This window comes from Terriglobia bacterium, assembly GCA_032252755.1.
In the GTDB taxonomy this organism is placed as follows: Bacteria; Acidobacteriota; Terriglobia; order Terriglobales; family Acidobacteriaceae; genus JAVUPY01.
Map to the genome: position 1 here is coordinate 15,111 of JAVUPY010000010.1, position 13,755 is coordinate 28,865.

A 13,755-nucleotide genomic window follows, 5' to 3' on the forward strand; every position below is an offset into this window, starting at 1 on the left:
CGGGCGATATGAAGAACAGAAATGCAAGGGTGACAACAACAGCCCGGCGAGTTTGCTCGCCTGCCCTGACGACCACCACCAACGCGGTTCGCGTGGATCCCGATGAGGGCGTCTGGGCCAACATTAAGACGGGCATCGTGGCGGGCGCGTCGCCGGTGCTCCTATAACTCTATCGTCGCGGGCGGGTTGATTTCGTAGGGTTGTTGGCCACGGCGGAAGATGCGGGCGGCGCGGCCCTTGAGCCAGATTTCGCCGTTCTGCACACGCAGGTAACTCCCTTCACGGATCGCAACGACCGGGGTTTCGTTTTCCTCCAGATATTGCAACAGGCGTTCCTCGCGGGTCTCGCCCATATGGGTGGAGGCCGGGTCGGGGTCGAGGTAGTGCGGATTGATCTGGTAAGGAAAAAGGTTAAGCGCGGCGAGCGATGGTGGTTCGACTATTGGCATGTCGTTGGTTGTGCGGATTGTGGGGCCGGCGACGTTCGATCCGGCGCTGGCGCCCATGTAGGGCATGCCTGCGACAACGCGTTCGCGGATGGGATCGAGGAGTTGCAGGTCGTAAAGGGCTTTGAGGAGGCGGAAGGTGTTGCCGCCGCCGATAAAGATAGCTTGGGCATCGGAAACCGCGCGGCAAGAGTTGGCGGCGGTGTGGATTGAAGTCAGGTCAAGGCCCATCAGGATGAAGCGCTCGCGGGCTTTGGAAAAATACGCTTCGTAGTCGGCGAGGGCATACGGTACGAAAAGAACCCGGTCGACCCCGCGGAAGTGATCGCGGATTTCGGATTCTGCATGGTCAAGATAGCCGGTACCGGCGACCGTGGAACTGGAGATCAGGAGCAGGCGGTAGGTGGTGGGAATCATGGCGGAATGATTGTACGGCGCGAAACCGAAGAACAGAAGAAGGCGAACGGCAAAACCGGAAAACGGCAAAACGAAAACCGAAACCCCGAAGCAAACTACAAAAGCAATGACGATGCGACTTTGCGCTCGCCTGCGAAAACATTGCGTGGCAGTTCTGAAGATCGACATCTACAATGCGGGGCATGAGAAAAGCACTGATACTGGCGTTTTTGTTTTTTGCTACGTGCGCGGTGGCGGCGACGCCCCGGACTATGCGGGTGGACTACTACCACACGGGAAATAGCTCGACGGAGATGTTCAGCCTGGATGAGGTGGTAATTGAGCCGCTGCCGTGGCCGGGAAATCCGGACAAGCCGATCGATGATACGAACCTCGGGAAGTATTACTTCGAGGTGCGGGATCGGGCGACGAACAATTTGCTGTATTCGCGTGGGTTCTCGTCGATTTATGGCGAGTGGGAGACGACAGACGAGGCGAAGAAGATGAATCGCACCTTTAGCGAGTCGCTGCGATTCCCGGCGCCGGAGAAACCGGTGCAGATCATCTTGAAGAAGCGAGACAAGGAGAATACTTTCCGCGAGGTCTGGTCGCTGAATATCGATCCGAAAAACATGTTCGTGAACACGGCGAAACCGCCCGAGGTTGGGGCAGTGGTCGAGATTGAGAAGCATGGCGACCCGGCGAATAAGGTCGATTTCCTGATTCTTGGGGACGGGTACACGGCGGCGGAGCGCGGGAAGTGCGAGAAGGACGCGCATCGGTTGACAGAGATTCTGTTCGCGACGGAGCCGTTCAAGTCGCGGCGAACGGATTTCAACGTGTGGGCGATTTGCGCGGCGTCGCAGGACTCGGGGATTTCGCGGCCTTCCACGGGTGTGCATCACCGGACGGCGATCGGGGCGAGCTATGACGCGTTCGGTTCCGAGCGATACGTGCTCACTTTCGAGAACAAGAAGTTCCGCGAGGTTGCGTCGTGGGCGCCATATGAATTTGTGGAAATATTGGCGAACAACAATACATATGGAGGTGGCGGAATCTTCAATTTGTACAGTACGGTGGCGGCGGACAGCTTATGGGCACCTTATGTGTTTGTGCACGAGTTCGGGCATCATTTCGCGGGACTGGCGGATGAGTACTACACATCCGATGTGGCATATGAGTCGCCGACGGAAAAGGTGGAGCCTTGGGAGCCGAATGCGACGGCGTTGTTGAATCCGGAGTTGCTGAAGTGGAAGAGTTATGTGACGCATGGGGTGCCGATTCCGACGCCGTGGAGCAAGACGGAGTTTGAGAATTACGAGCGGGATATCCAGAAGCGCCGGCGGGAATTGCGGAAGGAAAACCGGCCGGAGTCGGAGATGGATGCGCTCTTCAAGGAAGAGAAGGCGCACGAGGACAAGATGTTCGCGGAGGAGAAGTATGCCGGGAAAGTCGGTGCATTCGAGGGGGCGAACTATGAGGCGAGGGGGTACTACCGGCCGGAGGTGAATTGCATCATGTTTACCCGGACGAATTACTTCTGCAAAGTGTGCCAAGGTGCCATAGACAGGGTTATTGACCTGTATTCGAAACCGTAAGCTGTTGATTCGGTGGCATTTAGTCTAGACCAGAAGGGACTAAGGGGCGCTCCGTGACATATATAGAGGATGCGCCCTTTTTGTTCCGGAAACGGAACAAAAAGCAGCTTGTCGAAAAAAAGTGGGAATTGACTGTTACTGTGGCCTGAACCGGGGCCACAGTGATGGACACAGCAAGGCCAATTCGATTTCGGTTTGGGCCGTTTGAACTCGACGTTACTACCGAAGAGGTTTTCGAGCACGGCGAGCCTGTATCTCTCCAGAGCAAACCCTTCCAATTTCTGGTGATGCTTCTCCAGCACCAGGGCTCGTTGGTGACGCGCGAGGAGATGTCGCATGTACTGTGGCCCGACATCTATGTCCAGGTTAACCAAGGCTTGAATGCAGCGGCGCGCAAGGTGCGTATTGCGCTCAAGGATGAGTTCGCAACCCCAATGTATTTCGAAACGGTTGGCAGTGACGGATACAGGTTTGTCCACCCGGTCGAGGTGCTTGCGTGGTCGCAGTGTGAGGAGACGAAAGAGGAGCAACTATCCCGGATAGCAGTGATTCCGTTGCAGGTGGAAGAGAACGAAGAAGAGGCTCTTGGAAATGGTTTTGCGGGCGAGTTGATCTCGATGCTGGGGAGTTTACATCCACGGTTGAAGGTCGTCGCGCCAACGTCTGTGCAAGGCTATTGCGGGACCCATGTCTCTGCGCGAGCAATTGGACACCACCTGGGGGTTCAGTACGTTCTGAAGGGAAGCATCGCACAGCAAAAGGAACGATTTTCGGCCGGAGTGCGGCTCCTCGAACTGCCCGAAGAAAGAGTGCTTTGGGAGAGCAAAACGGAACGCGCGGGTTTGCCGGAGATACTGGACGATGTGGCAGGGCGAGTTGTACAAGCGATACTGCCGGGAGTGTCGCCGAAACACTCTTCGCCGGGACCGTGGTGGAAGCTGAAGGCGAAGAGGGCTCGGGAGTATTTCTCTGCGCAGCAGTTGTGGTTCCGGAGAACGGGTTCGAACCTGGGAGTAGCCCTGGCGGCGTACCAGCGGCTGTGCGAACGCGAGCCGGAATTCGCCCAAGCTCACGTCGGTGCCGCGAACGTCTGGATCATGCTTGCCGCTCACGATCTAGTGGTGCCGCGCCCTGCTTACCAGGCGGCACTGGCCGCAGCAGAAAGAGCACTGGAACTGAGTGCCGATCTGCCGCAGGCGTTGGTGGCTCAAGCATGGGCGAAACTTGCACTGGACCATGACTGGGCGAACTCGACGCGATTGTTCGAACGCGCTTTGCAATTGAATTCGAGCTACGCGTTTGGCTACGCAGGCTATGGGCACTTGCTCTTGTCGCGGGGCAGAGTGGATGAAGCGGTTTCGGCGATGGAGCAGGGGTATTCCCTCGATCCGCTTTCGAGTCTCATGGCCGCTAACTACGCGATGGCATGTTATTACGCGCGCCGTTTCGATGAGACGATTCGAGTGGCACGGCGAACGCTGGAAATGGATTCAGCGAACTGCGCAGCGAGGGCATTGTTGGGTAGCGCCTATCTGGCACAAAGGCGGTTTGGTGACGCATTGCTGCAGTTTGAAACAGGAGCGAAGTACGCGAATGGCGAGGCAGCAGTTATGGACGCACATCTCGCGCACGCATATGCGCAGGCGGGCAAGACCGCGAATGTTGAGCCAATTTTACGAAGATTAGAAACCGGACAGGACCACGCTCCGCAACCTGCATACCAGATTGCGCTGGTGCGATTGGGCCTGGGCGATGTGAATGGCGCGGTACGCTGGCTCGAAAGAGCGTGCCAGGAGAGATTTCAGAAAACATTGTTCCTCGGGGTGGATCCTCATTTGGACATTCTGCGAGGCACCAAGCACTTTGACGAGATGTGCAAACGGGTGCGGGAGCCGGATTTTAGACAGGCAAGCCTGGGACGGCGAAGGAGTGGTTTCGCATAAAGTTCTTGTCCAGGAATCTCGTCTCGATCATTTTTGGGAAGGGGCAATAAAACCTGGTTGGCCCACGAGTTTCGGACCGGAGGAGGACGCCGCCTGAGCGGCGCTTTTTTCTGTCTGCATGAGGTGTGCCCTGGCTTCGCTGAGATCGGCCGTGATCATGTTCAGACGGCCCTGACGCATCACGAGGACAATATCGCATTTTTCGAGCGTGCTGAGGCGATGAGCAATCACGATGGTAGTGCGCTCGTGCATTAATTTCTCAACCGCTTCCATGATCATGGTTTCTGTCCTGATGTCGACCGCGCTGGTGGGCTCGTCCATGATGACGAGGGGAGCATCCTTGAGAAATGCGCGGGCGATGGCGATGCGCTGACGCTCTCCCCCAGAGAGACTGGCAGACGCTTCGCCAATGGGTGTGTCATATCCGTGCGGCAGGCGCTCAATAAACGCATGAGCGTTGGCTTTCTTCGCGGCATCGATGATTTCGGCACGACTTGCGTTGGGACGTGCGTAGGCGATGTTGCCGGCTACGGTGGTTGAGAAAAGCATTGGCTCCTGCATGACGATGGAGAACTGGGCACGCAGGTCGGAGAGGCGGTAGTTGCGAAGGTCGAGGCCGTCGAGAAGAATTTGTCCCGAGATCGGTTCGTAGAACCGGGTGAGCAGGTTGAGAAGAGTACTTTTGCCGGAGCCGCTGGGACCGACGATTCCGACCGAGGAGCCGGCAGGAATTTGGAAACTGATGTCATCAAGAACCCGACAGCCCTGCGTGTATTGAAACGAGACATGCTGGAATTCGATGCTTCCCTTGATGCGGTGCGAGGGGATCGTTTCACCGATGTTGACGGCTTCAGGCGACTCGTCGAGCAGGGACAAAGCGCGCTGCGCGCTGACCAAAGATGATTGCAACTCGGGGATCTTGCCGCTGACCGTACGCAGAGGTTCGTAGAGTTGCGCCATGTAAGCCATGACCAGCAAGAGGTCTCCCACGGTAATCCGGTTTTCCATCACCTGCGAGACGCCGATGATGAGGGCGGCAGCGGTTCCCAGTGCGATAGTGATGCCAACAACAACGTGGAATCCGGCCTGGATGGAGGCGAGCCGGACCTGCTCCTTCATTCTCATGCGGGACTTGCGGCGAAAGAGCTCGTCCTCGTAGTTCTCCTGGCCAAAGGCTTTGACGGCACGCACGGAAGCCAGGGCCTCGTGCATTACCAGCATGGCGGAACTGTCGAGTTGCTTGACCTCGTCGTAACCGGCACGTACTTTGCGGCTGGAGTGACGCGCGAGCACGAAGAGAACCGGCGAGAGGGAAAGGGCGATGAGGGAAAGAGTCCCGTTGATGCGCGCTGTGACATAGAGCATCGCGAGAAAGCCGAAGGCAGAGGTGACGATGGGTACGAGACCTTGAATGAGGATGTTCTGGACGGCAGGGGCGTCATGCTGGATGCGGTAACTGGTATCGCTTGGCCCACGGCGGTCGTGGAAGGCCAACCCGACGCGCTGGACGTGCCATAGGAGTTGCCCGCGCAGGTCGTGGACGAGTTTTTCGCCGGTGTAGGTTTGCAGTAGCCAACTGGCGAGAGACTGCAGGCTGGCCAGAAGGGCGATTGCAAGCAGGAGGGCACCGGCAAGGAAAAGTTCCGACCGCTTGCTGGCCTCGAAAGAAGCGGGAACCATGGCACGCAGCCAGTTGGGCAGGGCCTGATTGCCGAGGACGCTATCAATGGCGATTTTAAGAGGGAGCGGCATGAGGAGAGCCAGCGGAGTTGCGAGCAGGCTCAGCAGAACGATGCCGGTCAGATGGGGGGCATTGGGACGCGCCAGTTCGAACAGGCGACGCCAAAGCATACGCCGATTCTTTTTGGGAGGAGATTGCATCCAGGCTATCCGCGCGGAGGTTATCGAGTGCGTTATGAGGTTAGGGCGGGCGGTAGACCGAAACAATCGAACAGAGGTAGTAATCCTCTGCACAGAGCACCTTAGTTCTACCAAGGAACGGTTTCAAAATGGGAGATGAAAACGGAACAGGAAAGAAATTCCTGCGAGGCGCCTGCGACCGTGGTTAGGCTGAGAAGCAGGAGTGACATTGCTATGGGCAGGAACATGGAGAATCGGAAAGGTTCCGGTGAGGTATTGGCGGATAGCACCCAGAAATGGCAGGCAATCTTCGAGGCGGCTTCGGAGGGAATGATCATCCTGGATGATGAACTGCGGTACGTTGAGGTTAATCCAGCAGCCTGCAGGATTATGGGACGAGCGAGGGAAGAAATCGTAGGTCGGGAAGTCGGCGTATTCAGCGAAGACACAAAAGCAGCAAGAGAGTTACTGCAGATGGTGCTGGACCCGAACACCAGCATGGCTACAGGCGAGATTCAGCTGCGCGACGGTAAACCGCAGCACCTTGAGTACACGGCCAAGGCGCATGTGCTGCCGGGGATACATCTGGCAGTTGTGCGGGATGTGACGGAGAGAAAACGGTTACAACAGCAATTAGAGCAGGCCCAGAAGATGGAAGCCGTCGGACTATTGGCCGGGGGAATCGCGCATGACTTTAACAACCTACTGACGGCCATAAGAGGTTATGGAGAATTGCTCAAACTGAGATTGCCACCGGAAAGCGAGTATCGCCGTTACGTGGACAACATCCTGAATGCTTCGGAGAGGGCCACGATGACGACGCAGCAGCTGCTGGCGTTCAGTCGGGGCCAGGTCGTCAAGTCGCGCGAGATCAATATCAACAGTACTGTGCGGGAAATGGGGAAGCTGCTCCAGAAACTGATAGGCGAAGACATCCAGTTGACGACCTTGCTGGACGAGGAACTGGGAACCATCATGGCGGATGCGGGACAGGTGGGACAGATACTGCTGAACCTGGCGGTGAACGCGCGGGATGCAATGCCGAACGGAGGAACGATTACGCTTGAGACCAGGAACGTAAAGCTTGATGAAAGTTACGCTCGCACGCACCTGAAGGTGGCCCCGGGCGATTACGTGATGCTGAGTTTCACAGACACGGGTTGCGGTATGTCACGCGAGGTTTTGTCACGAATTTTCGAGCCGTTCTTTACGACGAAAGCTGCGGGAAAAGGTACGGGATTGGGACTGTCCACTGTCTACGGGATCGTTGAGCAGGCAGGTGGGGCTGTGTATGTGTATAGCGAACCCGGGGAAGGGACGTCATTCAAGGTTTACTTTCCGAGAGCGGATAGGGTATCGGAGGAAGTCGAGGCGGTAGAAACAGAGATTTCCGGTGCGTGCGTCTTGGTTATTGATGATGAGCTAGATTCCAGGCAATTAGTCGAGGAGTTGCTGCGAACTCATGGGTACGGAGTTCTAAGTGCCCGGAGCGGCGGCGAAGCGTTGCAAATCTGTAAGCAGGAACAGCGGAAAATCAGCCTAATCATCAGCGATGTCACGATGCCGGGAGCGGATGGCATGGATATCCAAGGTTATTTCGGAATCGAGCATCCTGAGGCGAAGGTCATCTATATCTCGGGCTACCCAAGGATGGTGCTGTGCGAGCGCGGTATTTTGGCAGCCGACGCGGCGTTCCTGCAGAAACCGTTTCGGTGGGAAGACCTGCGAGTCCTGATGGATAAGGTGATGGGAGACCTGCAGCAATTCCAAAATGGGAAAGCAAATGTAGGAGTAACCAGCGAGTAGATTGACGCGGCGCATGGCCCCACCCAGAATTTCGACTAGATGCGAATACTGGTTGTGGAAGACGATTTGCCGCTGTGCTCGTTCCTGCGGAAGGGTCTGGAGTCGGAGCACTACGCCGTGGATGTCGCGAATGACGGCGAGCAGGCGCGCTTTATGCTGCGCGAGACCGACTACGACCTGGCAGTCCTGGATTTGAATCTGCCCAAAATGGATGGGATCGAGGTGTTGAGGTATATCCGGCCGCTGAAGCCGAATTTGCCTGTTTTGGTACTCACGTCGAGAAGCCGGATTGAAGACCGCGTCCAGGGATTGGATACGGGTGCAGATGACTACTTGAGCAAGCCGTTTTCGTTCAGCGAATTGTCGGCGCGGGTGCGCGCGATTCTGCGGCGTGGACGAACTTCGGCACCGTCGCTACTGCGGGTTGCGGACTTGGCACTGGATCGAGTGGAGCGGCGAGTCGAGCGGGCAGGGCAAAAGATTGAACTGACCTCAAAAGAGTTCGCCCTCTTGGAGTACCTGATGCGCAACGCTGGACGACGCATTACGCGAACGATGATCGTGGAGCATGTGTGGAATATTGGGTTCGATACTTCGACCAACGTCGTGGACGTATATATAAATTACCTCCGCAAAAAGGTGGACGGCCCGTTCTCGCCGAAGCTGATTCACACGATTCGAGGTGTGGGTTATGAATTGCGGGAAACGGGGTAGGCCGCCGGGATTAGTGGTGAACTGCGCATACGTGCAGGCGGTCATCGACGACCTGCTGCATGACCTCGGGCAGCCTTTGACGGCGCTTCGCTGCTCCCTGGACCTTGCCTTGAGGAGGAAGGCCACAGAGGAGCAATTGCAGGAAGCGCTGAACCAGGCAGCCGTCCTCACGGATCGATTGCTGAAAATTGTGTCGTCGGAGCGGCAACTACTCGACGCGGAAAGCGCCAGCAAAGCTGTGCGGATGGATTTGTCCGAAACAGTGCGCGCGGTTGCGGCCGATTTCGAGCCAGTAATCGACAGTTGTGGCAGGACAATGTTGGTTGCAACCGGGGAGGCTGCGATGATTTGTGCCGACCCGGAGCGGATTTCACGGGCTCTGTTTGTCGCGGTGGACCTCGCGCTGTACCGGTTGCGAGATCGGAAAAGGCTTTTGCTGGCAACGTACCGCTGTGGGCGCGATGCGGTCTGCTATATCGGCGAAGATCGCGCGCCGTTGCCGGGAACGATCAGCAGTATGGATTTACGTGCATCTGAGCCGGGTGGGGCATCAGAAATTGTGGCGAGGATGGTGGGTGCGGCTGGGGGATCCGCTTGGCAAGTATTTCTGCAGAACTACACTGCGTTCTTGTTTTCTTTTCCAGGGGCAGCGATCTAGGGGAAAGCGTATCGGACGGAGCGGCTGAAAACTTTAGGATTCTGAGAAAACTCTAATCCTTTCCTATCTTCCTTCTAATCTTCCCGCGTTAGTTTCGGGACATGATCACGAGCACCGGCAGCCTGTTTCCCGAACCGCCGACGATTCTGGTGGCGAGTTCCAATGACAACTTCAGAAGGCAGGTGATTAATGACCTGCAGACCGATGCGCGACTGATCGGCGAAGCCGTAGGCGGCGCGGACGCGCTCAGCAAGTTGGAAACAGGCGCCTGCCAGGTTCTGTTTCTGGACCGGTGTCTTTGGGACCTGGACGCTGAGGAACTGAAGGAACTGATTAATTCGCGTTTTCCGGCGGTTGAAGTTGTCCCACTGGATTCGGCGAATCAGAGTGCGGCGGCGGGATGGAGTAAATCGCACCGAGACGTTGGCGGGGCTCCGTGGATTGTCAACGATCCAGAGGAATCGGACGGCGCGCTACCCGGGGTGATTGGGAACTCTCCGCAGATGCAGCGGGTGGTGAGCCTGGTTCGCCTGGTGGCGCGCAAGAACACGTCGGTTCTGCTGACGGGAGAGACGGGAACGGGAAAGGAAGTAATTGCGCGCGCGATTCACGAGTCGAGCGCAAGGGCCTCGCGACCGCTGGTGATTGTGAATTGCGCGGCAATTCCGGAGGCTCTGCTTGAAGCGGAGTTGTTCGGACACACACGCGGGGCGTTCACGGGAGCGGTGCAATCGCGGGTGGGACGAGTGCAGGCCGCGCAGGGCGGAACCCTATTGCTGGATGAGATCGGCGACATGCCGATAGGGCTACAGGCCAAGTTGCTGCGGTTCCTGGAAAACGGTGAAGTGCAGCGCTTGGGAAGTTCGGAGTCGTTGCATGTTGATGTGCGGGTGGTCGCTTCGACGAACGCAAACCTGACGCTCCGCGTGGCGGAGAAGCTGTTTCGCGAGGATCTCTACTACAGGTTGTCGGTCTTTCCGATCGAGTTACCGCCGTTGCGGGAGCGGGGCGGAGATGCGGTTCTCTTGGCGAAGTACTTCCTCCGACGGTTCTGCGGCGCAAACGCGCGTTTGGGTGGAGAGGCGATGCGGTGGATCGCGGAGCAACCCTGGCGAGGAAATGTGCGTGAGCTTCGGCACTGTATGGAACGGGCGAGCATTTTGTGGGACGAAAAGTCGGAGGTCGGCGTCGCAGAGCTGAACCCTAGAGGTTTCTAACATTCCCTTTGTGAAAGTTGGCACGGTTCGTGCATTTGGAGATAGGCATATGTTGCCCAGTACCGATCTAGCTATTCCGGCAATGCCGCCGGTGGTGGCGGCAAGTGAAACCCGGGAGCAGTTGCAGGACGCGTTCGCAAAATTCTCGGAGACCGCGATTTCGCTGGAGCGCAGCTATCTGCGATTGCGTGAGGAAGTGACCAGGCTGCGGGACGAGTTGAGACGCAAACAGGGTGAATTGGACGCGGAGCGCGAGCGGGTGCGGCAGGCGAAAGCTCTGGGCGAGTACTCGGCTCTCCTGGCACACGAGGTGCGAAATCCCCTGGCATCGATGGAACTGTTTACCGAACTTCTGCTGGAATGCGGGGATCTGGAGCAGGACGCACGAGGGTGGGTGGAGCAGTTGCAGGCCGGTTTGCGAACGCTAGCCATGCTGACGAACAACGTCCTCCGGATTCACGAAACGACGGGGACGGGAGCTATGTCGACGCTGCAGGTCGGAAATGTGCTGGCATCGACGGTTCAATTTCTGGCGCCCGTCGCTAACCAGAACTCTGTGCAACTGGCGTATGAGGATCGGAGCGAGGGGGCGACCGTTGCGGCAGATCTGTCACGGTTGCAGCAGTTATTCCTCAACCTGACGCTCAACGCCTTGCATGTGAGCCAACCCGGCGGGCAGGTCAACTTCTCAGTAGAGCAAATCGAAGGCGCTGATCGTCTTGAAAAGTGTGTGCGAGTTATGGTCCAAGATTTCGGGCGCGGCATCTCGCCGGAGCATCGGGCTCGAATCTTCGAACCCGGCTTCACAACGCGGCCGGGCAGCGTGGGACTGGGGCTCGCCGTGTGCAAAAAGATCGTCGATCAGCATGGCGGAAGGATCCTGGTGGACACTGTGGTTGGCAGGGGATCGAAGTTCATCGTGGAGCTTCCGGCGCTGTGACTTCGTCCGCAAAAATCTCGGTCGCTGATCGCGTTCTCGTAGTAGAGGACGATTGCGCGGTACGTGCGGGACTGGCGGAGTCCCTGCGACGGGATGGCTGGCAGGTGCTGTGCGCAGAGACCTGCGGGCGAGCGCGCGAGTTGGCGGAGTTGACTCCGAAACTGGTGATCAGCGACGTGCGATTGCCGGACGGAAACGGGATCGAGTTGATGCGAGAACTGAAATCGAGAGTTCCGGGCACTTCGATCCTCCTGCTCACCGCGTTCGGGAATGTTTCGCAAGCGGTGGAGGCGATGCGCGATGGGGCATTCGATTACCTGCAGAAGCCTGTTCCATTTGCGCAACTGCGCGAGGCGGCCAAGCGCGTTCTGAACGGTGGCGGCCCGGCACGAGTACAGGATGCGCGACAAATAGCAATTGTCGGGCAAAGCCCGGTCCTACTCGATGCAATTGAGAAGGCGCGGCAGGCGGCGACGAGTGATGCCGACATCCTGATTGAAGCGGAGAGTGGAACCGGGAAGGAACTGCTGGCGCGGTTGATTCACCACGAGAGCGCGAGACGGTGCCAGCCTTTTGTGGCAGTCAATTGCGCGGCGGTTCCGGAAAGTTTGCTGGAGAGCGAGTTGTTCGGGCACATAAAGGGTGCGTTCACTGGTGCGCTGGCCTCGCGAATTGGAAGTATGGCAGCGGCGGATGGTGGAACGCTGTTGCTGGACGAGATAGGAGAAATGCCGCTGGCGCTGCAACCGAAGTTGTTGAGGGCTTTGCAGGAGCGCGAAGTAAAACGCCTCGGGGAGTCATGTCCGCAAAAGGTGGACATTCGCGTGATCGCGACGACAAACCGGTCGCTGCTGGAGAGGGTCGAGGAGGGCGCATTCCGGCTCGATTTGTACTATCGGCTGAATGTTATTCCGCTGACTCTGCCGTCGCTGAAGGATCGGGGTGAGGACGTTCCGTTGTTGGCGGAACATTTCCTGAAGAGTTTTCGACCTGAGCCCAGGCCGAGATTGTCCGAGGGATTTGTGGAGGGCCTGCGGCGACATTCGTGGCCGGGAAATGTTCGCGAACTGGCGAACCTGATGCGACGGATCGCGGTGTTATGCACAAAAGACGAAGTCGGGCCGGATTTCCTTGAGACGATTGATCGGCAAGAAAAGGCAATGCCGCGGATCGCGCCGGGAGTTTCATTGCGCGACGCTGAGCGCCACCTGCTTGAGGTAACGCTGCGAGCTACAGATGGCAACCGGACCCGTGCGGCGGAGTTGATGGGCGTGAGCCTGCGAACGATTCGAAACAAAATTCGTGATTACGGGCTGCCGCCAAGGAGGTATGCATGAGTTTTCTCGACACTCCGAATATCCAGGCAATTTCGCACGCGCTGGACCGGGCGGCATACCGCCAGATGGTGATCGCGCAGAACGTAGCCAATGTCGATACGCCGGGATATCGCACGGTGGATGCAGATTTCCGCACGCATCTGGCGAACGCGGCGGGGCAGGAAGAGGCGTCGTTTCACGCGCGCGAGGTCCAGGGGCTGTTGCAGCGTCCGGATGGAAATAATGTGAGCCTGGAGCGCGAGGGATTGCTGATGGCGGAGACGCAGTTGAAATTCCGGACGGGCGTCGAGTTGTTGCGGGTAGAGTTCCGAAGATTGCAGACGGCGATCCAGGGTGGAGGCGGCTCATGAATTTGTTTGGCGTGATGGAACTCAGCGCGTCGGCATTGGCGGCGCAGCGAGTGCGAGCGGAAGTGGCGACAGCGAATCTAGCCAATGCGGAAACGACGCGAACCGACGAAGGCGGCCCGTACAGGCGGAAACTCGTCGTGTTTGGATCGCGGACGCCACGGTTTCAATTGGCGCTGGGCAATGCGGGATTCCCGCAAGTTGCGTCGATGCGCGGGGTTGAGGTGCGGCAGGTAGTGGAAGACACCACTCCGCCGGTGCTGCGGTATGAACCCGGACATCCGGACGCAAATGCGGAAGGATATGTCGCGTATCCGAACATGAACCCCGCAACCGAGATGGTGGACCTGATGAGCGCGGTGCGCTCATACGAGGCGAGCGCCGCCGCGGTGAACGCGAGCAAGCAGATGATCCAGAGTTCGATGGACCTGGTGCGGTGATACGAAAGGCAGGTCACATCTGCTCACTACGCAGATGTGGGGTATTGAGAAGG

The 13,755-nt window shown here is 57.8% G+C and carries 13 protein-coding genes; 11 read left to right on the top strand and 2 right to left on the bottom strand.

The genetic code is table 11. The features are described from left to right. The first annotated feature begins 8 nt into the window (after window positions 1-8). Entirely contained in the window at window positions 9-167 is a 159-nt protein-coding gene (locus tag ROO76_01540; GenBank protein MDT8066827.1) for a hypothetical protein, read from the top strand. Here the strand turns inward: ROO76_01540 and pepE are convergent. Continuing rightward, the gene (pepE, locus tag ROO76_01545) at window positions 162-932 is read right to left on the bottom strand and encodes a dipeptidase PepE (protein ID MDT8066828.1); all 771 of its coding nucleotides are present in this window, start codon (window positions 930-932) and stop codon (window positions 162-164) included. The two genes, ROO76_01540 and pepE, sit on opposite strands and share 6 nt — an antisense overlap. 113 nt (window positions 933-1,045) lie before the next feature. On the opposite strand from pepE, the gene ROO76_01550 reads away from it, so the two are divergent. Together ROO76_01550 and ROO76_01555 are read left to right on the top strand one after the other, a co-directional pair. Next, window positions 1,046-2,440, top strand: a complete 1,395-nt coding sequence (locus ROO76_01550) for an IgA Peptidase M64 (GenBank protein MDT8066829.1) — start codon at window positions 1,046-1,048, stop codon at window positions 2,438-2,440. Window positions 2,441-2,604: 164 nt separating this feature from the next. Further along, the gene (locus ROO76_01555) at window positions 2,605-4,383 is read left to right on the top strand and encodes a winged helix-turn-helix domain-containing protein (protein MDT8066830.1); all 1,779 of its coding nucleotides are present in this window, start codon (window positions 2,605-2,607) and stop codon (window positions 4,381-4,383) included. 27 nt (window positions 4,384-4,410) lie between these two features. Here the strand turns inward: ROO76_01555 and ROO76_01560 are convergent, their stop codons facing one another. After that, the gene (locus ROO76_01560) at window positions 4,411-6,234 is read right to left on the bottom strand and encodes an ABC transporter ATP-binding protein (GenBank protein MDT8066831.1); all 1,824 of its coding nucleotides are present in this window, start codon (window positions 6,232-6,234) and stop codon (window positions 4,411-4,413) included. A 255-nt stretch (window positions 6,235-6,489) separates the two neighbouring features. On the opposite strand from ROO76_01560, the gene ROO76_01565 reads away from it, so the two are divergent. The 8 genes from ROO76_01565 (at window position 6,490) to flgC (ending at window position 13,702) form a co-directional block, all read left to right on the top strand. Continuing rightward, window positions 6,490-8,049 (top strand): ATP-binding protein, encoded by a 1,560-nt coding sequence (locus tag ROO76_01565; GenBank protein MDT8066832.1) that lies wholly within the window; start codon window positions 6,490-6,492, stop codon window positions 8,047-8,049. Between the two features lie 39 nt (window positions 8,050-8,088). Continuing rightward, entirely contained in the window at window positions 8,089-8,763 is a 675-nt protein-coding gene (locus ROO76_01570) for a response regulator transcription factor (protein ID MDT8066833.1), read from the top strand. A 136-nt stretch (window positions 8,764-8,899) separates the two neighbouring features. Beyond that, the gene (locus ROO76_01575; GenBank protein MDT8066834.1) at window positions 8,900-9,421 is read left to right on the top strand and encodes a hypothetical protein; all 522 of its coding nucleotides are present in this window, start codon (window positions 8,900-8,902) and stop codon (window positions 9,419-9,421) included. A 101-nt stretch (window positions 9,422-9,522) separates the two neighbouring features. Then, a complete protein-coding gene (locus ROO76_01580; protein ID MDT8066835.1) occupies window positions 9,523-10,638 on the top strand; it encodes a sigma 54-interacting transcriptional regulator in 1,116 nt (371 codons plus the stop codon). A gap of 49 nt (window positions 10,639-10,687) precedes the next feature. After that, window positions 10,688-11,578 carry a HAMP domain-containing sensor histidine kinase gene (locus tag ROO76_01585; protein ID MDT8066836.1) on the top strand — a complete coding sequence of 297 codons (891 nt, stop codon included), beginning with the start codon at window positions 10,688-10,690 and terminating at the stop codon, window positions 11,576-11,578. Next, window positions 11,575-12,915 (top strand): sigma-54 dependent transcriptional regulator, encoded by a 1,341-nt coding sequence (locus tag ROO76_01590; GenBank protein ID MDT8066837.1) that lies wholly within the window; start codon window positions 11,575-11,577, stop codon window positions 12,913-12,915. The genes ROO76_01585 and ROO76_01590 overlap by 4 nt, the downstream gene beginning before the upstream one ends. Next, complete coding sequence (locus ROO76_01595; protein MDT8066838.1) at window positions 12,912-13,265, top strand: flagellar basal body protein; 354 nt, start codon at window positions 12,912-12,914, stop codon at window positions 13,263-13,265. The genes ROO76_01590 and ROO76_01595 overlap by 4 nt, the downstream gene beginning before the upstream one ends. Next, entirely contained in the window at window positions 13,262-13,702 is a 441-nt protein-coding gene (gene flgC, locus ROO76_01600; protein MDT8066839.1) for a flagellar basal body rod protein FlgC, read from the top strand. Before ROO76_01595 ends, flgC begins: the two co-directional genes overlap by 4 nt. The last annotated feature ends 53 nt before the right edge of the window (window positions 13,703-13,755 follow it).

Excerpts from the sequence above, each read along its gene's own strand:
- ROO76_01595 (MDT8066838.1), top strand. The coding sequence starts at position 12,912 with ATGAGTTTTCTCGACACTCCGAATATCCAGGCAATTTCGCACGCGCTG.
- ROO76_01555 (MDT8066830.1), top strand. The coding sequence starts at position 2,605 with ATGGACACAGCAAGGCCAATTCGATTTCGGTTTGGGCCGTTTGAACTC.
- ROO76_01540 (MDT8066827.1), top strand. The coding sequence starts at position 9 with ATGAAGAACAGAAATGCAAGGGTGACAACAACAGCCCGGCGAGTTTGC.
- ROO76_01550 (MDT8066829.1), top strand. The coding sequence starts at position 1,046 with ATGAGAAAAGCACTGATACTGGCGTTTTTGTTTTTTGCTACGTGCGCG.
- ROO76_01580 (MDT8066835.1), top strand. The coding sequence starts at position 9,523 with ATGATCACGAGCACCGGCAGCCTGTTTCCCGAACCGCCGACGATTCTG.
- ROO76_01585 (MDT8066836.1), top strand. The coding sequence starts at position 10,688 with ATGTTGCCCAGTACCGATCTAGCTATTCCGGCAATGCCGCCGGTGGTG.
- ROO76_01565 (MDT8066832.1), top strand. The coding sequence starts at position 6,490 with ATGGAGAATCGGAAAGGTTCCGGTGAGGTATTGGCGGATAGCACCCAG.
- ROO76_01570 (MDT8066833.1), top strand. The coding sequence starts at position 8,089 with ATGCGAATACTGGTTGTGGAAGACGATTTGCCGCTGTGCTCGTTCCTG.
- flgC (MDT8066839.1), top strand. The coding sequence starts at position 13,262 with ATGAATTTGTTTGGCGTGATGGAACTCAGCGCGTCGGCATTGGCGGCG.
- ROO76_01560 (MDT8066831.1), bottom strand. The coding sequence starts at position 6,234 with ATGCTTTGGCGTCGCCTGTTCGAACTGGCGCGTCCCAATGCCCCCCAT.